The following is a 19,974-nucleotide window of genomic DNA, read 5'->3' on the forward strand; positions in this document are numbered from 1 at the left end:
ATGTCATTTCAATTTATAAAACGACACATAAATGACCTATGCCGGTTATGTGTCGTTTTGCGTTTACGGCTGCTCCTGCCGCCTTCAGCAGCTTACTACTCTCCTGTAATGCTCAGGTAACATACTACTCTTTTTAAAGCGTTAGCCTTTACAGGTTCTCTTCCTCTTATACCCTTCCCACATAATAGCACATGCACTTGGGCTATAATAGTACTAAACTAATACCGCTGCGCATAAAGCAGGAGACTTTGATTAGATGTTGCACCTGGCAGAGCACAAGCTGTGCAATAAATTTATAATAACCTTCAACTGGAAATTAACATGGCATAGACTTGAATATAGAATTTGCCAAAACTCAAATACTATCAAGTGTTAGGTATGACATTACCTCTTATTGATGCAAATCATTATCTAATCAGAAAAAAAGATGATCAAAAATTTAAAAAAGTTAATTCTATGACTGCATTAAATATTTTTGCCAACAAGATGGGGAAAAGGCAATAAAACCCTTCATTTTTAGCATGTATATGCCTGAAAATCAACAAGATGATTTATACTCAGAACCTCACCACAGCACAACCATCAACTCGCAAGATGCAGACTATCAAGTTTTTATGATTTTTTATTTGTATTAAAAACTTTCTTAAAAATATAGTAACAACAAATTAATAGTTTGATAATCAGCTTGTTTTAGAATCCTTTCAAATTCACACATTAACAATAATACTGTCTCATTTTTACCAATTTAACAAACAAGAACAATTACTTCTGTTCATTTATTAATAACATGAATTGGAAAATAAAATTTTATTCAGTAACTTTTCACTCGCCTTTTGACCAAGGAGACTTAAACAATAGCTTTTTAATAGATGATTCAAACAGATAAACCACAGCGAGGACTCTATACGCCTGAGTTAGAACACGACTCCTGCGGTGTTGGATGTGTGGTGAACTTGGATGGAACTAAGAGCCATTCAACAGTAAAAGACGCACTCACCATGTTGGAGAACATGGAACACCGTGGTGCCACCGGCAGCGACTCAGAAACGGGTGACGGAGCAGGAATTTCAGTACAAATCCCTCACGAATTCTTTCTAAAAGAGTTAGAAGAATTTGCCATTAAGCTACCCAATGCTGGTGGATATGGTGTAGGTATGGTTTTTTTCCCAACTGTTTACGAAGTAAGGGAAAAAAGTCGCAAAGCCTTAAACCTAAGTATCAGGGCCCAGGGATTTGAACTGCTGGGGTACCGCCTCGTGCCAGTAAACGGACAAGTTCCGGGGCACGAATCTAAAGCTGTGGAACCGTATATCGAACAGGTTTTTGTAAAACCTGTAGATCCTGCCCTGAAGGGTGAGGACCTGGAGCGTAAGCTGTTTGTGTTACGGAACTCTGTTTCTCATAGTATCAAAAGAACTGTACCTGGCGAAAACGGCACTTTCTTTATTGCCAGTTTCTCGGCACGTACTATTATATATAAAGGTCAGCTGAAAACAGATCAGCTTGGGCGTTATTACCACGACCTGCGCGATCCAGACTTTAAGTCGGCGCTGGCCATCGTGCACTCCCGCTTCTCTACCAACACGTTTGCGAACTGGAAACTGGCACAGCCATTCCGTTTTATTGCCCACAACGGTGAAATCAACACCATTAAGGGAAACGTGAACAAAATGAAGTCGAAGGAGGCCTTAATGTCTTCTCCGTTGTTTACCGACGAGGAGATGCAATCGTTGCTGCCGGTTACGAACCCCGAGTTCTCTGACTCGGCCAACCTCGATGCCATGGTAGAGCTGCTGACCTTAGCTGGCAGACCGCTCCCGCACGTGATGATGATGCTGGTACCGGAAGCTTGGCAGGATAACCCCTACATGGACAAGCGCCGCAAAGCCTTCTATAAATTCCATGCTTCTTTAATGGAGCCTTGGGACGGTCCTGCTGCCCTGTTCTTTACAGATGGTACTCAGATTGGTGCAACCCTCGACCGTAATGGTCTGCGCCCGGTGCGCTATTGCATCACCAAATCTGGTCGCCTGATAATGGCCTCTGAAACCGGAGCGCTGCCAGTAGACCCGAACGATGTAATTAAAAGAGGCAGGTTACAGCCAGGCAAAATGCTGTTAGCCGATACTGCTTTAAACAAAATTTACCACGACGACGAAATAAAAGAGCTGGTATGTAACGATAAGCCTTACATGGAATGGATTGAGCAGAACCGTATCCGGTTGCCGCGCATTCCTGACCCACGTGTACCTGTTACTACTGTTCGCCCGGAAGCCATTCGTCAGACGCAGAAAGCTTTTGGCTACACTGCCGAAGACCTGCGCATGCTTATCCAACCGATGGCTGTTACAGGCAAAGAGCCGGTAGGCAGTATGGGTTCCGATGCACCTTTAGCTGTTTTGTCGCGCCAGAGCCAGCACGTGGCAAACTACTTTAAACAACACTTTGCCCAGGTAAGTAACCCTCCTATCGACCCGATTCGGGAGCGCCTGGTAATGTCGCTTTTCACAAGAGTAGGAGAATCGCTTAATATACTTGATGAGACACCGGCGCACTCACGCCAGGTGCACATTCAACAGCCTGTTCTCAGAAGAGAAGATTTCCATAAACTGCCTTACCTGAAAAAGCAGGGGTTCGAGTACCAGATAATTGATGCTACGTTTAACACCAGAGAAACCGGCTCGCTGCAAAAAGCGCTCGATATAATTTGTGCGGAAGCGGAAGAAGCAGTTCAAAACGGCAAAAAAGTACTGGTAATCTCTAACAAAGCCATAAAGGCACAACGTGCTGCTATACCATCTTTGCTGGCGGTTGGTGCCATTCACCACCACCTGATCGAAAAAAGAATCCGGACTAAAACAGGTCTGGTTGTAGAGGCCGGGGATGCCTGGGAAACACACCATTTCGCAACTATTATAGGTTATGGAGCGAGTGCTGTCTATCCTTACCTGGTGTACGATACCATTCAGAGCCTTTATGAGCAGGAGAAGTTAGATAACTCCAAGCCACTGTCTTACTACTTCCAGAACTTTATAGAAGCGGTAGGCAACGGATTGCTTAAGATTCTCTCGAAAATGGGAATCAGCACGCTACAGTCTTACCAGAGTTCTCAGATTTTTGAGATACTCGGCTTTGGGCAGGAAGTTGTACAGAAATGCTTTAAAGGCACCACCAGCCGCTTAGAGGGCTTGAACTTTGAAGACCTGGAAAGAGAAGCCCTTACCAAGCATCATTCTGCCTTTAACAACAAGAATGGCATTTTAGAGATGGGCGGTTTCTTCCAGTGGAAGCGCACCGGAGAAACGCACTTGCTGCAGCCACAGGTAATTCACCTGCTTCAGAAATCATCCAGACTTGGTGACTTTACGCTCTTCAAGGAATATTCTAAACTCATTCGGGAGCATCAGCAGAAAACAATTACATTGCGTAACCTGTTCGAGTTCCGGAAGCGCCAATCTGTGGCTTTAGAAGAAGTAGAACCTGTAGAGAACATTCTGAAGCGTTTTGCGACAGGTGCCATGTCTTTCGGTTCTATCTCGCATGAGGCGCACACCACGCTGGCCATTGCCATGAACCGCATTGGCGGTAAAAGCAACAGTGGCGAAGGTGGCGAAGATGAAGCACGCTTTATTACCAAAGCAAACGGCGACTCCGAAAGATCTGCTGTAAAGCAGGTGGCATCCGGCCGATTCGGGGTAACCAGCCACTACCTGGCTAATGCCGACGAAATACAAATTAAAATTGCACAGGGAGCCAAACCAGGAGAAGGTGGTCAGTTACCTGGTCATAAAGTAGACCATTGGATTGCACGCGTGCGCCATTCTACTCCGGGCGTTGGTCTTATATCTCCTCCTCCGCACCACGATATTTATTCTATTGAGGATTTAAAGCAGCTGATCTACGATCTTAAAAATGCGAATCCGAATGCCAGAATAAACGTGAAGCTGGTATCAGAAGCAGGTGTAGGTACTATTGCCTCTGGTGTAGCCAAGGCAAAAGCAGATGCCATTATGATTTCTGGTGCCGATGGCGGCACAGGAGCCAGCCCGCTGAGCTCTATCCGCCACGCTGGTTTACCTTGGGAAATCGGGTTGGCAGAAGCACACCAAACGCTTATTAAAAACAACCTGCGCAGCCGCGTAGTACTGCAGACCGACGGTAAATTAATGACTGGTTATGATCTGGCAGTAGCTACTTTGCTTGGAGCAGAAGAATATGGTGTGGCTACCGCTGCCTTGATTGTAGAAGGTTGTATTATGATGCGTAAGTGCCACTTGAACACCTGCCCTGTTGGTATTGCCACGCAAAATCCTGAGCTTCGCCAGCTGTTTACCGGCGACCCTGACCACCTGGTGAATTTCTTCACCTTTATGGCCATGGAACTCCGCCAGGTAATGGCGCAGCTTGGTTTCAGAACCATAAACGAAATGGTGGGCCAGTCGCAGGTACTGAAAGTAAGAACCGACATTGACCACTGGAAGCTGACAAACCTCGACCTCTCTCCTATTCTTTACCAGGAGTATGTAGGCAACAACGTAGGTATCTACCACCAGATCTCTCAGGACCACGAAATAGACCATGTGCTGGACAGACAGCTGATCCAAGACTTTGAAGCTGGTAAACAAGGTGTGCAGGAATATAAAATTGTAAACATCGACCGTTCTGTTGGAGCCATGCTTTCTTACGAAATTTCTAAGAAATTCGGAAAAGCAGGTTTGCCGGAAGACAGCTTTACAGCTGAATTCCATGGTTCAGCAGGTCAGACTTTCGGAGCTTTCCTGGCACCTGGTGTTACGTTTAAACTGGTAGGCGAAGCAAATGACTACATTGGCAAAGGCTTATCAGGCGGTAAACTGATCATTAAGCCGTTTAAAGAAACAAACTACGCAGCGCACGAGCACATAATTACAGGCAACGTGGCGTTTTACGGTGCCACCTCTGGTCATGCTTATATAAATGGTATGGCTGGTGAGCGTTTCTGTGTAAGAAACTCAGGAGCTGAGGCTGTGGTAGAAGGTATTGGCGACCACGGTTGCGAGTACATGACAGGTGGAAAAGTGCTGGTACTTGGCGAAGTTGGCAAAAACTTCGGTGCCGGTATGAGTGGCGGTATGGCCTTTGTGTTCGATTGCAAAAATCAGTTCCAGGACCAGTGCAACCTGGACATGGTAGACCTGGAGCAGCCCGATGAATCTGATCTGGCCTGGATCGAACAGAAACTCATTGAGCACTACAACTACACAGGAAGTGCCCTGGCGCAGCAACTACTCGATAACTGGGATGAACAACAGAAGTTCTTCCAGAAAGTAATGCCGCACGATCTGAAAAAAGCCTTGCAAGTAAGTATTAACGAATCATTAAAAGTAGTAGCCTGATGGGAAAAGCAGATGGTTTTTTGATATTCGATCGTGAGTTACCCTCTTATCGCGATCCGAAAGAAAGAATAAACGACTCAAAAGAAATATATTTAGAATTTCCGGTTATAAAAACGCAGGAGCAGGCAGCTCGTTGCATGGACTGTGGCGTTCCTTTCTGTCATAACGGTTGTCCACTAGGCAACCTTATTCCTGACTTTAACGATGCCGTGTACGAAGGCGAATGGGAACGTGCAGCAGAAATACTGTACTCAACCAATAACTTCCCGGAGTTTACCGGCCGCATCTGCCCCGCTCCGTGCGAGTCGAGCTGCGTGCTTTCTATAAACAAACCGGCAGTAGCCATTGAGCACATCGAGAAGTCGATTGCTGAAAAGTCTTTTGAGCTGGGTCTGGTGAAGCCGGAGCCGCCAAAGAAAAGAACAGGTCGTAAGGTAGCAGTAGTTGGTTCCGGCCCGGCAGGTCTGGCAGCAGCAGCGCAACTGAACAAAGCCGGTCACCTGGTTACCGTGTTCGACAAGGCCGACAAAGCAGGCGGTTTGCTGCGCTACGGTATTCCGGATTTCAAGCTGGAGAAATGGACCATCGACCGCCGCCTGGAGATACTGGAACAGGAAGGCATTATGTTTGAGCTGGGTGTGGAAATTGGCAAAGATGTAACGCTGAAAAAACTTTACAAAAAGTATGATGCCGTAATTCTTTGTATAGGATCTTCTAAGCCACGCGCACTTACTATTCCTGGCAACCACCTGAAGGGTATTCATTTTGCCATGGATTTCCTGACGCTGCAGAACAAGAAGGTGGCTGGCGAAACCATACCGGCTGAACTGGACATAGATGCCCGTGACAAGCACGTGATTGTGATTGGTGGTGGCGATACCGGCTCCGACTGCGTAGGCACCTCCAACCGCCAGTTTGCAAAATCTATTACGCAGCTGCAATACCGCAACATGCCTTCTACGCAACGCATGCCGACCAACCCTTGGCCAGAGTTACCGATGGTGTTTACCGCCTCCAGCTCTCACGACGAAGGTTGCGAGCGTAGCTGGGGCTGGCTGAACAAAGAGTTTATTGCCGACGAAAACGGCTATGTAAAAGGCCTGAAAGTGGTGGAACTGGAGTGGAAAAACCACAGAGAGTACACTGAAAAACCAGATAGCGAAAGAATTCTGCCGTGCGACCTGGCCTTTATTGCCATTGGTTATGAGCGTCCGGAGCACGATGCTTTCCACGGCAATTTTGAGTTTGAGTATGACAACAGAGGCAACTTTAAGCTGCAGAACTGGCAGACTAGTGTTCCTGGTGTGTTCTCTGCCGGTGATTCTTACCGTGGGCAGTCGCTGGTGGTGTGGGCCATTTCTGATGGACGTGAAGCTGCCCGTGCCATTGATATTTACCTGATGGGAGACTCTAACCTGCCATCCAAAGAAATATCGAAGCTGGAACTGGCTTAAGCATGATAGTTACATAGTAAAAAAGCTCCTGCCGCTAATCCGGCAGGAGCTTTTTTTGTAATGTCCTTTTAAAAGAATCCTTTTGTTACAGTTGCCCCAGGTAAAGCACTGGGAACAGCAAAGGCCCCGTTTATGAGGTTAAACTAACTCTGGACCTCAGACAATAGAAAAAGTCCTGTAAGGCCTTTTTCATTAGAAGAATTGCGCTGTTGAGCCAGTTGTTAGCTGCAGTTTAATTATAGGTTGTTTGGCTTGAAACTATTTCTGAGATTGGTATTGCCAAAGCAGTTAATTATTCAATCTTTCCTAAAATAGTTCTCGAAAATTTAGAGGAACTCCCTTGGACTTAGAACAGTAAAAATGCCTCTGGAAGGTCATTTTTATTTGAATAATTTCATCGGTTCTTGCTTTGCGGCCATACTTATCGGGCGGGCTCTTTTTCAAGGTCGAAGAGCATTGTCAGGCTTCCGAGAAGGGCTTCAGCTTCCCCACGTTGGCAGGCGGCTTTTAGCTCCAGTGCCGGCATCTTCACAATTTTGTTGAGTATGTTGCTGGTAATGGCTTCTACCATTTCTTTTTCTGCTGCGCCCAGCTTTTTGGTATAACGGGCAATTTCCTGTTGCCTTATCTGCTCCAGCGTGTTTTTGAACTGTTGCAGAGCCGGTGACATAGCCATTTCACGTGTCCAGGATTCGAACTCAGCTGCTGCTTCTGCTATAATACGGTGTATCTGCGGTATCGCCGCCAGCCGCTTCTCCAAAGCTTCATTGGTGCGATTCCGGATATTGTCGATGTTGTACACATAAGTGCCAGCCAATGTTTTAAGCTCACTATCCAATATTAATAAAGAAGCGCCTTTTATGCGTTAACAGCTGCTCCCCTTTTTCCCTGGAAATAAAGAAGCAATCGCCTGGCACTGCTGAAATCACTACATCGGCCTGCTCTATCTCCTGCCACACATTTTCCCAGTATACAGACCGAGCACCTGCCTTCTGTGCCAATTCCTGCGCCTTATGGTGAGTTCGGTTAACAATAATCAAGTTGTTGATGCCTGATTTCTGAAAGTTCAGACACACTTCTCTGCCCATATCGCCCACCCCAATTACCAGCACCCGCGGATTTAAAATGTTTTGTGTCAGTTCCTCTACCAGTTCTACGGTGGCATACGACACGGAGGCAGCTCCCGTGCGGAAGGCTGTTTCGTTTACTACAATTTTGTTGGCGTTAAAGATCGTATGCAGCAAACGGTGCAGGAAGGGACCAGCAGTACCGGCATCGGCAGCCCATTGGTAAGCGTTTTTTACCTGGTTCAGAATCTGCACATCGCCCACCACCTGCGACTCCAGCCCAAGCGCTACGTTGAACAGGTGCCTCACCGCCACATCGTGGTCGTTTATATGCTGAAAATAAGTGGCTACAGTGGAGGTAGCTACAAATCCTTTTTCTATGGTAATCAGCTTTATCAGTTCCTTTTCAAAACTACAGTCTGCGGCATAGTAAACTTCGGTGCGGTTGCAGGTCGAGAGTACCAGCACATCGGTTGCGCCGGTAAATTCCTTTACCTTATCCAGCAGGTTTCTGCAGGCGATTTCGTTTAGCGCAACAGCCTCACGAACAGCTATAGGAGCGTTTTTAAAGGAAAGGGTAAGTACCTTGAACTGATTCTGCATTTTGTTTCGATCCGTTAACAATCAAAATTCAGGAAATATGCGAAGGTAAAACATGACAATTGTCAATTTTAAAGATGAGATGTAGCAGGTACTACGCTTACTGGAAGCCCTGTTGATTCTACACCTGAAAAGCCTCTGAAAGACCAGTTTTATTAGCAGAATTGGTTGTTGGCTGCTGATTGCTGAATGGTTAAATTGTTAAATGGCTAAAAGGTTGTCGTGAGCAGGAGCAGTAAAAGCCTTGTAGCGTACGCAGCTCCTGCGAGCGCCTAGAGTTGGCTTGGCAACAGTTCCAATAAAAATCTTACAGCTACAATCCAGCATCTAAAATCTTATTAAAAGCTTCCGGAAGGTCACTTTCATTAGAAAAATTTCCCTTCCGGTTAGGACTTATCAGCTCAACTGTACCCTCAATTTAATTTCTGGAGTTGATTGCGCAATCAGCAAAGTAATTCCAAAGCCGTCAGAGGCCGTGGAATAGTTGGCACGAGCAAGGACGCTCGCGCTATCATAATTTCAAATTTATAAGTTGGAGAAGCGCTAGTTGCGCATGCGCCGAAGCTTTTCGCTGTTGATAATCGTAATTTTGCTACCCTGACTCTCGATCAGTTTTTCGTCTTTAAAGTCGGCCAGCGTCCTGATGACAGTTTCTTTAGAGGCACCCACTATACTAGCCAGGTCTTCTCGCGAAATAACCACTTGTGTGGCATCTTTTTCTTCTGTCTTGTACTGCTTTTCCACAAAGAGCAGAGCCTCCGCCACACGCTTCCGCACGGAGTTATAAGCCAGCTTCAGCAGCCGCTCCTCTCTTTCAGCAAGGTTATCAGAAAGTATTTTTATGAATTTATTGGCCACCAGCCGGTTGTTGTGCAGTAGCAGAAAGAAATCTTCTTTTGAAATAACGTAGATCTCTGAATCCTCCATTACCAGGGCCGACTCGCGATAAGCTTTTTCTTCAATCAGGTCGAGGTAGCCAATAAAATCGCCGTCTTTGTAGAGGTTGGTAATGTACTCCCGCCCGTCTTCGTTCGATTTATAGGTCTTTACCTTGCCTTTGTTGATAAAGTATAGCGCATTGGGGAAATTTCCTTCAGAAAACAAAGGCTGCTTTTTCTTAAAACGCTGCAGCTTTTGTTTGTCAGAAGTCAGTTTGTCTAGGTTTTCCTGGCCTTTGGCTTCCTGTATAAACTCGTTAAGACCCTCCGCATTTTTCTGGAAACCGCTTTTCAAGGCTTCGTTCTTCCGGAGTCGCATTTCCACGGCATCTAGCAGTTCCAGGTCGTCGAATGGTTTAATCAGGTAATCGTCGGCGCCCAGATTCATTCCCTTTCTAAAATCCTCCTTCTCCGATTTGGCTGTAAGAAAAATAAACGGAATGGCAGAGGTGGCTGTGTTTCCGCTGAGCATGTGCAGCACGCCGTAGCCATCGAGCTGAGGCATCATAATGTCGCAGATAATCAGGTCAGGAAGCTCCCTCTTTGCCAGGTCTACTCCTACTTTTCCATTTTCTGCTTCCAGTATATCGTAGTTGGCGAGCGAAAGTATTTCGGCAATATTCTCTCTGATTTCCTGGTTATCTTCTATCAGTAGTATCTTTTTCATGATTCGGAGGTTAAGGGAAATGTAACGGTAAAGGTGGTGCCTCTGTCCAACTCGCTCTCGTACTGGAGGGTGCCAGCCATAATATCCATATATTTTTTAACGATGTTCAGCCCCAGGCCAGTACCCTGAATGTTGGTTACGTTCTGGGCACGGAAAAACGGCGTAAACAAGTGGGCTTTGTCGTTTTCGGGTATGCCAATACCCTGGTCCTGCACTTTTACAATAATTTGCTTATCAGTTATCTCGGTTTCGAAAAAAACAGTTTTATGTTCGTTGGAATATTTGCTGGCGTTGGAGAGCAGGTTGAACAGAATGTTGCGCAACAGCTGCTTATCCAGGTGCACTACGCTTTGATTCCCTTTGTGCTGATAATTTATCTGCTGCCCTACTTTCAGCACGCCCTGCGCCTCTTCCGAAATTTCTGCTGCAAAGGACTCCAGGTCAAAGGTAGAGGGCACGTTGTATATTTTACCTTCTTCTATGCGGCTGATGGACAAAAAGTCGTTCAGAATACTGGTTAGGTTACTTACAGCAGATTTTATACGGTCTACGTGCTTTACCCGCTTGTCGTCGGTTTCGGCGGTTTTGTACTTGCTAATTAATGAAGCCGACGAGAGAATTGTACTTAGCGGCGTTCTGAATTCGTGTGAGGCAATGGTTACAAACCGGGATTTTAGCTCATGCAGTTCTTTCTCTTTTTGCAGCGCTTTGCGCACTTCCAGTTCGGCTTCGTGCAGGCTTTTGTTGGTTTGCTCGAGTTTCTGAATAACCTTGGCCAGCTCCTGTGTACGGTCTTTTACCCGCTCCTCAAGCTCTGTATTGAGCCGCTGAATTACAGCCAGGCTCTTGGCATGCTCAATGCTGTACCGAATAGACCGTTCCAACTCGTTCGGACTGATTTTACCTTTTACCAGATAATCCAAAGCCCCTGCCCGCATGGCCTTTTCATCGGTTTCACGGTCGCTTTGGCCGGTTAGTAGAATAAAAGGAGCGACAGAACCACCCTTAACGGCTTCTCGAATCAGTTCCAGCCCATCGTGTGCCCCTAACCTGTAATCTACGAGGTAAATGCTATGCCTTCTCTCCTCTATTATTTTAAGAGCGTCTGAAAAAGAACTTGTCCACTCCAGCAGGTAATGCCGCTCAGGTATATCGGTAATAATATCGCGCGTGATGATGTAGTCATCCTCGTCGTCATCTACCAGTAGTATGCGTATTTCATCAGGCATTCAGAAAGAGAATTAAGCTTAAAGTTTTGGCAACTCTACTATTTCGAACCAGTACTTGCTCAGCGTTTTCATAACATCTACTAAAGAGGCAAATGTTACTGGTTTTGTAATAAAGGATGACACTCCTAAATCGTAGGTCTTCAGAATATCTTCTTCTGCCTTAGAAGTTGTTAACACCACTACCGGAATCAGACGCAGGTGCTCATCTGCCTTAATTTCTTTCAGCGCTTCCCGTCCATCTTTTTTCGGCATGTTCAAATCCAGCAATATCAGGCCCGGTGTTGGATGCTGGGTTTTGTCGGTGTACTTGCCCCGGTGGTGGAGGTAATCCATCAGGTCTTCTCCGTTTTCCACAAAATGCATGTTGTTTTTAAGGCGGCTCTCTTCCAGGGCGTCTTTAACCAACATGCGGTCTTCGGCATCGTCATCTGCAATGAGTATGACAATCGTTCTTTTCTCAGGCATTGTATTCTTCTTCTGGTTGTCGTAATGCTAAGGTAATAATAAAGCGAGTTCCCACGCCTGGCTGGCTGCTGGCTGTAATGTCGCCTCCATGCCTGATGGCGATTTTGCGGCAAACTGCCAGACCTATACCGGAACCTTCAAACTTCTGGCCCTCCAGGCGCTGAAAAATGTTGAAAATCCGGTCCAGGTACTTTTCATCGAACCCGATGCCGTTGTCTTCTACATAAATCTCAGTAACCTCGTCGCCGGGCGTTGCCGTTAGGTGCGCCGTGCGTTGCAGGTGCTTGGCATATATGTTGATAATAGGGCTTTCGTCTTCTTTCCGGAACTTAATGGCATTGCTGAGCAGGTTCTGAAACAGCTGGCGCATCTGGGTTGGTTCCGCTTCTATTTCGGGCAGAGGAGAGCGAATTATTTCGGCACCGGTTTTCTCGATGGTTACCTCCATGTCCGATATCACTTCTGTCAGAATCTGGTCGAGGCTCACTTTCACAAAAGAATTTGCTTTAGAGGTTACTCTCGAAAAGTTCAGCAGGTCGTTGATCAGGTTTTGCATGCGCGAGGCTGCATTGAGCATGCGGTCTACATAGTCTTTCCCCTGTTCGCTCAGCTTGTCGTAATCCTTTGTTTTGAGCCTGTCGCCAAACGCCTGTATTTTGCGCAGCGGCTCCTGCAGGTCGTGCGACGACACATAGGCAAAATCCTGAAGTTCGCGGTTACTTCTTTCTAGTTCAGCAGCATACCGGCGAAGGCGCTCTTCATTTAGTTTTTGGCGTGTAATGTCATGCACAAAGCCAGTGTATACCTTTCGGTTCATAAGCTGCACCTCGCTTATGCTCAGGAAAAAAGGAAAAACACTTCCATCTTTTCGCTTGCCAGTTACCTCGCGCCCAATCCCGATGATGCGTTTTTGACCTGTTTTGTGGTAGTGGTGGATGTAGCCATCGTGCCTGCTGCGGTCTGGCTCCGGCATCAGCACGTTTACGCTTTTGCCTATAAGCTCTTCTACTTCGTATCCAAACTGCCTGGCAGCGGAGGGGTTCAGCATTTCTATTATGCCGCGTGTATCTATGGTTATAATACCATCTACAGCGCCTTGTATAATAGAGTGTATTTTGTTCTCACTTTCGCGAAGGGCCGCTTCGGCTTTTTTAAGGCCGCTGATGTCGTGCACAATGCCGGTATAGATAACTTTATCCTGCAGTTTTACTTCGCTAATGCTGAGCAGAAAAGGAAAAGTAGTACCGTCTTTTCTAAGCCCCTGTACCTCACGTCCTTTACCGATAATCTGCCCTATGCCGGTGCGGTGGTAATTTTCTATGTACTGGTCGTGCTGGCTTTTGTCCGGCTCCGGCATTAACATGCTCACGTTCCGGCCAATGACCTCGGCTGGCTCGTAACCAAAAATACGGGCGGCGGCAGGGTTTACTGTTTCTATAATGCCCTTCTGGTCTATTGTAATAATACCATCTATGGCCGTTTCGATTACAGCTTTTAAGCGCGATATATTATCTGCACTTTGGTTTCCGGTATGTAAGGATTCTTCCAAGCTTAAATGAATTTTAGCTAAAAATAGCTATTCCAATATCAATAGCAAAGCAAACAAAGGCCGTAATTCGCTCTAGATGATATATATCACTACTGAGGCTGCGGCAGGTCATTCAACTGTTTAGGGCCCCTGGGTACTTTTACAGAACCAAAAAGATTTGCATCGCAGGGGCAATGGCTTTAAAACTAATTAGGACTTGCTTTTAAAAGAAAAGCTAAAAATTGTTAGAATTCTTTACATGAAAAACATACTTTTTTCGACTGATTTATCTAAACATGCTTGTAACATAGCTCTTTATGCAGCCTATTTGTGCAGGTATATTGGTGCCCGCCTTATTATTTTTCATGCATACGAACCCACTGGCCAACACGCACAATCTCCCCAGCATGTCCATATGGAAAGGGCGGTGCAAAGCAAAATGGATAACCTGACCTGGAAGCTGAAAAAAGTTCCGAGCTTATCTATTACACGCCTGCTCAAGCCGCACCTGTCTGAAGACGAGACACTTTACATAGCCCAAAAAATAAAGGCTGATCTGGTAATTATGAGTGCGGACAATGCCAGGCCTGCAGCATCCAATGCCACCCTTACCCTGCTCACGAATGCCCAGCTACCTACGCTGCTTGTTCCGCCCAAAGCAGCCTTTAACCCATTTAGCCGAATCGCTATTTTTGAAGAAACCGGAGAACAACCAGTAAACTGCATCGGCATTAATTTTTTAAGGCACCTTTCCGATTCTACCCGGCACCTGGAACTGATCAGGCACCTGCAGGCACACCAGCACAACGTGTATGCTGCTGCAAACAAAGAAGTAAACACCGCGCAGCCGCTTCATGCCAATAGCTCCACTCCCTCCTACTCCATTATAAACGGCGCACAGGAAAACCTTGCCCTTATTATCACGGTCTGTCAACCTGAGCTTATTGTATTGCCCGCTCCCATGGCCGACACAGCTCCGGCTATGGCGTCTCGTATCAAGTCCGTACAGAATAAATTCATTCCTATTTTGCTTGTTCCACCTGTAGAAGCCCAGGTAGCATTAGCCTAACTGTCACGGCCTGCTTCAACAAGCCTTGGCCTTAAAAGCAGTAAAAAGCCTCTGGAAGGGCTTTTTCATTTGAATAATTTATGTTACCTTCTTAAAAGAATCAGACATGAACCTGGAAAACAAAGAAAATAAAGACATTCTGACGCTGGAGGATATTAAAGCCTTGGTGGATACTTTTTATTCCCGCATCCGGGAAGATGAGCTGCTGGCGCCTGTTTTTGAAGACCGGATAAAAGGCAATTGGGAGAAGCACCTGGACACCATGTACCGTTTCTGGCAAACAGTGCTGCTGGAGGAGCGCACCTACCAGGGCAGCCCCGGCATGAAACACATTACCCTGCCCGTTGGCGAAGCACATTTTGAGCAGTGGCTCCGCCTGTTTTACAAAACCATAGATGAGCTATTTGTCGGGCAGAAAGCGCAGGAGGCCAAATGGCGTGCAGCACGCATGGCAGAAATGTTTGCCCAGAAAATTTCTTACTTTCAGCGCAACAAAGGAGGTATTCTGTAACAGGTAAGGCTGAATAGAACTTAAATTGGACCAACACCTTATTTATAAAATTTATTATATAATCTTGTTTTTAAACGAATTACTGCAGGAAGTAACAGGATAGGGAGCTATGGTTGCTACACCTTGGGAACAGTATGTTTTTTATTCACCATTCCGAATAGAAGCATCCATTTTGATCTATTCACTATAAAGACTATACTACCTGCAAGCACTATTATCACAAATGCAACCCCAACCATTCCAAAAAATGGGGCTTCTGGTATCCTTGTTAATACTTCTGCTGCAAATGCTGAATACAACCCAATCACAGACCAGTACATAAATGAAAAATGCATGTACTTCCATTTGTTAGCAGGTTTCTTCGTCCATATGGGTATCATTCCTAAACTAACTGTTAAAAGGCTGGCGATAGTTGTGTAATGAAATATTCCCCATCCGTTGAACAGCCTGTAAATCATGAATGAAGTCAGAAGTAACAATATCATACTTGTTACAAAAACATATCCTATTTGCTTGTGTCGGATTGTCCCTTTTTTCATACTCAGGACTAATGTCCCGGCTACCAAAGCAACTACTGAGGAAATCAGATGAATTAACCCGTATGTATCTCCGACTAAATGTTCCATCTTTTATTAAATGCTAACGTCACATGCATGGTGTGGGCAAGGCGTAGACGAAGTCTAATTATCAACCTTGTTAGGCTATCGCTATCCTATTTTTCCTTCTGATTCTTTTGATTCATCGGAAGCATAAGTATCAATTAGTTTTCTACACTTCCTAAGAATGTCAGCTTTAAACATCCTGTTATTCTCGTCAAACTCTTTCTCAAGTATAATGAGCTTTTCAATATTCCACTGAAGCCGTTCCGTTCCAACTGGCAAATCATCAATATGTAAATCATAGTCTCGGAATATACTCATGTCTACATCATCAGTCCTTTTGTAAGGCTCTAACCAGCGCATGATTTGATCCATTTTGTAGACTCCAAGGGGTATAGCAACTTGGTTTGATATTATGGCTCTTGCGTTAGAGACCATCTTATTAATAATTCTTTGCCTTTCCTTCTCTTCTGGACTCATGTAGACTTTCTATAAATTATAATGCAGTTCAACTATTGAATAAACATTCTCTAACCAAACTCTTATCTGCACTAAGTGCAAAGGTGGTTTTGCTTGCATTACTACTATCCTGCATATTTTTTATATGTATATGCTGGGTACTTATTATCTAAGATAAAAGCTTATTACTAAGACTCCTAATCAAATACCTTGTATGTATTTTTCTTTAGAAGAAGCTTAGCTCTGCTATATTGCTTCTAGTTATTTGTAATTAAGGTCCTGAGCCATGTTTAGCAGATTGTAGCGAAGAAGGGGCAGGCTAAAAAGTCTAAAGGGGCTACCGGAGGAAGAGGGGCAACATAGTTAAAACATATGCTTCAGCTCGCCCTGCAGGGTTTTGCTGAGCACCAGGTTGGCCTCGTGGGTCTTGATATCAGGCTGCAACATGTGCACGCGTACCAGTCGCTGCATGCTGTGCAGATTGTGGCTCGTAGCAGCATCTGCTTCCCAGCGTTCTCCCAGGTTCAGCATGAGCTCAGCTTTAACGGTGTACACCACCTCCCGGTGCAGCTCCGGCTGTGGTCTGTGGGTACACGAAAATGCCAGCTTAAATAAAAGCAGCAGTGTGGCTACGGATTTCATGATCGTAAAAGTTAGTGGTTGGAGCGCTGGCAGACTTTTCAGGAAAAAGGCTTATCCGAGATGTCTCCAGCCCACTCTAAAACTATTGCATACAAGTTTAGCTCGTATGGCCTTGCCTTAGAATAATGCTAATCAGCCACACAGAGGCCTTTTATCCATAAAAATAATGGCTGCGGATTATTGCTCGAAGAAGATGACCGATGTCATTCTTGCAACTGACGCTACTCATTCCGCCCCCTCCCTGACCGTCTTACCTTGCTACTGTTTAAAGACTACCCAAATACAGGTGGGCTGCTATACTCAGCACCTAACCATAATTAAAATTCAAAATCAGAGCGCCTGATTATCGATCATTTATCAAAAGTAAAACGCACACACATGTTACAGACTACTCCGCACACTTTCCATATTCCTGTCATGGGACTGGCCTTTTCTGTAGATTCGCCTCTAAAAGTTGCCCGATTTGGCATTTCATCTGTGCTCTCTCTAAGCAATGATGCGCTGCTGGAGCAGATGCGTTCCTACTACAGCCAGCAATATAACCTGCCGTACGCTCCTATTTCTGATAAAGATGAAGATTACAGAGCACGCCGCATAACGGCCTGCCTTAACATGGTAGACACGGTGGTGAAAAAGCAAATGGAGGAAATGCGCAAGGAGAAGTTTACTCCTGATAGTCAGGTAACAAAGTATTTTACACTTCTGCCGGATCATTCCCCACTCAAGGCTCTGTATCATCACATGCAGGAATCTGAGTTTCCGTGGTTAAAGGAGATGTTGCAGGAAGAACTGCTGAATGCTATTGTTCCCGGTAGCATCGATGTCAATATCATGACCAAACTGGACCGTGCTAACTTCGATCAGAACGGTGAGTTGCTGCCACAGGAGTACTGCGATGCCCTGGCTGCGCTACGCGGCTTTGCCAATAGCACAGTTCGCTCATCGGTGATATTTTCGGCTGGCATGAACATGCAGCTTTTTGCCTACATGGATCAGTTTCCTTGCTTCTTACCCAATGCGGCCGGTGCCTTTCAGAAAAGAATTATCATTAAAGTAAGCGATTACCGCTCTGCCATGGTGCAAGGCAAAATATTGGCAAAAAAAGGGCTGTGGGTATCTGAGTTCCGTATCGAATCGGGTCTGAACTGTGGCGGGCACGCTTTTGCCACAGATGGCTACCTGATCGGGCCGATTCTGGAAGAGTTTAAACAGAACCGCGAAGCGCTGCGCATCGAGCTTTACAGCCTGTTCAGTTCCGCACTGGCCAGCAAAGGCCTGCATGTACCTATCGAGATTCCGGGCCAGAAGATTACGATGCAGGGCGGCATTGGCACAGCCCGTGAAAATGAATTCCTGCTGCAGCATTATGGTATGGATGCCACCGGCTGGGGAACGCCTTTCCTGCTGGTACCAGAAGCCACTACTGTAGACGAAGAAACCTTACAGCAATTGGTAGCCGCCAAAGAAGAAGACCTGTACCTGAGCCCGATTTCGCCATTGGGTGTACCATTTAATGCCTTGCGTGGCACCTCCAGCGAGCAACTCAAAAACATGCGGATAGATCGTGGCAAGCCAGGAAGCCCTTGTATAAAAAAGCACCTGGTTTCGAACACTGAGTTTACCGATGAACCTATTTGCACGGCCTCCCGCAAGTACCAGCGCCGCAAGCTGGAGCAACTGCAGAGCCAGCAACTGGCGCCGGAAGTATACCTGGCCGAGAAACTGAAGGTGCTGGCCAAAGATTGTTTGTGCGACGGACTTGCAAATGCCGGTACGCAAATTTTTACGGCCAGCAAAAAAGCTTCTGTAAAAGCAGTTACTATTTGCCCTGGCCCCAACCTGGCTTACTTTTCGGGTGTGTTTACGCTTCAGGAAATGGTAGATCATATTTACGGCCGGTTTAATGCGCTGAATAAAAGTTACCGGCCCCACATGTTCATTAACGAGCTCAGGATGTATGTAAATTACTGGAAAAACAAAAAAGCCGAACAATTCGAAACACTTACCGGCAAACAATACAAATACCTGCAAAACTTCTGGAACAACCTACAGGAGGGCATCCGGTATTACAAGCAAAAATTGCCTGACATGTTTAATGAAGAATTGGAAAAGCAGGTGATAATGCTCAATGAGTTACTTGAAGCAGAAAACCAGTTGTTACAGGCCAAACTATAGAAAACACCGGCCCTTTAAAACCCTGAGCGTCATCAGAAGCAAGATCAGGCTGACGCGCCTGTTCACGTTTCAGGCGGCCCATGTGCTACAGAACTACGACGGTGCCCGCCGCAACATTCATGGGCACTCTTATAAGTTGCAGGTTACTATTATCGGAACTCCCATACTGAATAAGCAGCACCATAAATATGGTATGGTCATGGACTTTGATGACCTGAAAAACCTGGTGCAGGAGAGGCTGCTGCAGAAAGTTGATCATGCGCTGCTGCTTCGGGAAGACAATCCTCCAGAATTGCTGCAAACGCTCCAGAAGCTGCATCACAAACTGGTGCTAACACCCTATCAGCCTACTTGCGAAAACATGCTGCTCTACTTTAAATCCCGCCTCCGGAACTACCTGCCAGTGTACGTAGAGCTCCATAGCCTGAAGCTCTGGGAAGCAGGGAACTCCTTTGCAGAGTGGTACGCCTCCGACGAAGTATAAATTAGAAATCGCCCCAAACTGAAATTTTAAACTTTAAGGTTTGGTGCGATTTTTCTCTGCTATTTACAGCTTTACTAGCATCGGCAGGATTTGCTTAAATTACTTTTTAGTCTTTCTGGTCATTCTGTCGCAGGTATTCCAGAAGCCCCAGGCATCAGGTTCCAAAAGGTTCTGGCTTGTTATTTGGGTCAGGTGCTCGGCCAGCAATTTCTTGGCAATCTGGACTCTCTTGGTTATTTCCTCGGGGTTGGGTGACAGTCAGAGCATTTACCATCATAGATAAATTACCATTGGCAGCGAGTGCTTCATCTACTCCATCGCCCAGATCAACTGTTTTTACAGGGCCAGCGCCTTTGCCCTTGTCAACTGCAGGTGCTTTTTCTGCCTGATGCGCCAGCCCGGAAATCGCAGTCCCTTCTGTATTGCTTTCACTTTCTCCTGAAGATCAGTACCCACATTTTCAGGTCATTCTGAACTGGGGGTAAGGCTAAGTTCTAGATACAAGATGAATAAAACCATTAGGAATGCTACATCATTACGCTGCTGTCACAGCAATCAAAGCAGCTATGTTGACTTAAACCAAACCACCTTTAGCCTTTACTAATTGATCTCGCTCACAAGATCTTTCTAAAATATCAGAAGTAAAAAAATGATCAATACAATGTCTCAGGCAAAGCGTCATTTTGCAGCCACCCCTTAGTCTACAACCTCT

General features: G+C 45.8%; 15 protein-coding genes. 6 read left to right on the forward strand and 9 right to left on the reverse strand.

Annotated elements, in window-relative coordinates:
- The first annotated feature begins 869 nt into the window (after positions 1–869).
- Positions 870–5,375: a glutamate synthase large subunit gene (gene gltB / locus ACMA1I_RS05155; RefSeq protein ID WP_337067223.1), complete on the forward strand. Its 4,506-nt coding sequence runs from the start codon at positions 870–872 to the stop codon at positions 5,373–5,375.
- Positions 5,375–6,829, forward strand: coding sequence for a glutamate synthase subunit beta (locus tag ACMA1I_RS05160; protein WP_337067224.1), 1,455 nt, complete (start codon positions 5,375–5,377; stop codon positions 6,827–6,829). The genes gltB and ACMA1I_RS05160 overlap by 1 nt, the downstream gene beginning before the upstream one ends.
- A 421-nt stretch (positions 6,830–7,250) precedes the next feature.
- On the opposite strand, the gene ACMA1I_RS05165 is transcribed toward ACMA1I_RS05160, so the two are convergent.
- The 6 genes from ACMA1I_RS05165 to ACMA1I_RS05190 all read right to left on the reverse strand — a co-directional run bounded on the left by ACMA1I_RS05165 (position 7,251) and on the right by ACMA1I_RS05190 (position 13,344).
- The gene (locus ACMA1I_RS05165) at positions 7,251–7,667 is read right to left on the reverse strand and encodes a hypothetical protein (protein WP_337067225.1); all 417 of its coding nucleotides are present in this window, start codon (positions 7,665–7,667) and stop codon (positions 7,251–7,253) included.
- Positions 7,660–8,499, reverse strand: a complete 840-nt coding sequence (gene hemA / locus ACMA1I_RS05170; protein ID WP_337067226.1) for a glutamyl-tRNA reductase — start codon at positions 8,497–8,499, stop codon at positions 7,660–7,662. The genes ACMA1I_RS05165 and hemA overlap by 8 nt, the downstream gene beginning before the upstream one ends.
- 540 nt (positions 8,500–9,039) lie before the next feature.
- Positions 9,040–10,101 (reverse strand): response regulator, encoded by a 1,062-nt coding sequence (locus tag ACMA1I_RS05175; RefSeq protein ID WP_337067227.1) that lies wholly within the window; start codon positions 10,099–10,101, stop codon positions 9,040–9,042.
- The gene (locus ACMA1I_RS05180) at positions 10,098–11,330 is read right to left on the reverse strand and encodes an ATP-binding protein (protein WP_337067228.1); all 1,233 of its coding nucleotides are present in this window, start codon (positions 11,328–11,330) and stop codon (positions 10,098–10,100) included. The genes ACMA1I_RS05175 and ACMA1I_RS05180 overlap by 4 nt, the downstream gene beginning before the upstream one ends.
- A gap of 18 nt (positions 11,331–11,348) precedes the next feature.
- The gene (locus tag ACMA1I_RS05185; RefSeq protein ID WP_337067229.1) at positions 11,349–11,795 is read right to left on the reverse strand and encodes a response regulator; all 447 of its coding nucleotides are present in this window, start codon (positions 11,793–11,795) and stop codon (positions 11,349–11,351) included.
- Positions 11,788–13,344, reverse strand: coding sequence for a PAS domain S-box protein (locus ACMA1I_RS05190; protein WP_337067230.1), 1,557 nt, complete (start codon positions 13,342–13,344; stop codon positions 11,788–11,790). Before ACMA1I_RS05190 ends, ACMA1I_RS05185 begins: the two co-directional genes overlap by 8 nt.
- A gap of 238 nt (positions 13,345–13,582) precedes the next feature.
- On the opposite strand from ACMA1I_RS05190, the gene ACMA1I_RS05195 reads away from it, so the two are divergent.
- On the forward strand, positions 13,583–14,392 hold the full coding sequence (locus ACMA1I_RS05195; protein WP_337067231.1) for a universal stress protein: 810 nt from the start codon (positions 13,583–13,585) through the stop codon (positions 14,390–14,392).
- Between the two features lie 106 nt (positions 14,393–14,498).
- Positions 14,499–14,903, forward strand: coding sequence for a group III truncated hemoglobin (locus ACMA1I_RS05200; RefSeq protein WP_337067232.1), 405 nt, complete (start codon positions 14,499–14,501; stop codon positions 14,901–14,903).
- Positions 14,904–15,019: 116 nt separating this feature from the next.
- Here the strand turns inward: ACMA1I_RS05200 and ACMA1I_RS05205 are convergent, their stop codons facing one another.
- The 3 genes from ACMA1I_RS05205 to ACMA1I_RS05215 form a co-directional block, all read right to left on the reverse strand.
- Positions 15,020–15,529 (reverse strand): DUF2306 domain-containing protein, encoded by a 510-nt coding sequence (locus ACMA1I_RS05205; RefSeq protein WP_337067233.1) that lies wholly within the window; start codon positions 15,527–15,529, stop codon positions 15,020–15,022.
- An 81-nt stretch (positions 15,530–15,610) separates the two neighbouring features.
- Positions 15,611–15,982: a hypothetical protein gene (locus ACMA1I_RS05210; RefSeq protein ID WP_337067234.1), complete on the reverse strand. Its 372-nt coding sequence runs from the start codon at positions 15,980–15,982 to the stop codon at positions 15,611–15,613.
- Positions 15,983–16,324: 342 nt separating this feature from the next.
- Complete coding sequence (locus ACMA1I_RS05215) at positions 16,325–16,603, reverse strand: hypothetical protein (protein ID WP_337067235.1); 279 nt, start codon at positions 16,601–16,603, stop codon at positions 16,325–16,327.
- Positions 16,604–16,981: 378 nt separating this feature from the next.
- Here ACMA1I_RS05215 and ACMA1I_RS05220 point away from each other — a divergent pair, with 378 nt between their 5' ends.
- Complete coding sequence (locus ACMA1I_RS05220; protein WP_337067236.1) at positions 16,982–18,778, forward strand: hypothetical protein; 1,797 nt, start codon at positions 16,982–16,984, stop codon at positions 18,776–18,778.
- Entirely contained in the window at positions 18,741–19,262 is a 522-nt protein-coding gene (locus tag ACMA1I_RS05225) for a 6-carboxytetrahydropterin synthase (protein WP_337067237.1), read from the forward strand. Before ACMA1I_RS05220 ends, ACMA1I_RS05225 begins: the two co-directional genes overlap by 38 nt.
- Positions 19,263–19,974: the final 712 nt, after the last annotated feature.

The sequence above is a fragment of the Pontibacter sp. 13R65 genome, assembly GCF_047525655.1.
Lineage (GTDB): Bacteria > Bacteroidota > Bacteroidia > Cytophagales > Hymenobacteraceae > Pontibacter.

Excerpts from the sequence above, each read along its gene's own strand:
- gltB (WP_337067223.1), top strand. The coding sequence starts at position 870 with ATGATTCAAACAGATAAACCACAGCGAGGACTCTATACGCCTGAGTTA.
- ACMA1I_RS05160 (WP_337067224.1), top strand. The coding sequence starts at position 5,375 with ATGGGAAAAGCAGATGGTTTTTTGATATTCGATCGTGAGTTACCCTCT.
- hemA (WP_337067226.1), bottom strand. The coding sequence starts at position 8,499 with ATGCAGAATCAGTTCAAGGTACTTACCCTTTCCTTTAAAAACGCTCCT.
- ACMA1I_RS05175 (WP_337067227.1), bottom strand. The coding sequence starts at position 10,101 with ATGAAAAAGATACTACTGATAGAAGATAACCAGGAAATCAGAGAGAAT.
- ACMA1I_RS05180 (WP_337067228.1), bottom strand. The coding sequence starts at position 11,330 with ATGCCTGATGAAATACGCATACTACTGGTAGATGACGACGAGGATGAC.
- ACMA1I_RS05185 (WP_337067229.1), bottom strand. The coding sequence starts at position 11,795 with ATGCCTGAGAAAAGAACGATTGTCATACTCATTGCAGATGACGATGCC.
- ACMA1I_RS05195 (WP_337067231.1), top strand. The coding sequence starts at position 13,583 with ATGAAAAACATACTTTTTTCGACTGATTTATCTAAACATGCTTGTAAC.
- ACMA1I_RS05200 (WP_337067232.1), top strand. The coding sequence starts at position 14,499 with ATGAACCTGGAAAACAAAGAAAATAAAGACATTCTGACGCTGGAGGAT.
- ACMA1I_RS05205 (WP_337067233.1), bottom strand. The coding sequence starts at position 15,529 with ATGGAACATTTAGTCGGAGATACATACGGGTTAATTCATCTGATTTCC.
- ACMA1I_RS05210 (WP_337067234.1), bottom strand. The coding sequence starts at position 15,982 with ATGAGTCCAGAAGAGAAGGAAAGGCAAAGAATTATTAATAAGATGGTC.
- ACMA1I_RS05215 (WP_337067235.1), bottom strand. The coding sequence starts at position 16,603 with ATGAAATCCGTAGCCACACTGCTGCTTTTATTTAAGCTGGCATTTTCG.
- ACMA1I_RS05220 (WP_337067236.1), top strand. The coding sequence starts at position 16,982 with ATGTTACAGACTACTCCGCACACTTTCCATATTCCTGTCATGGGACTG.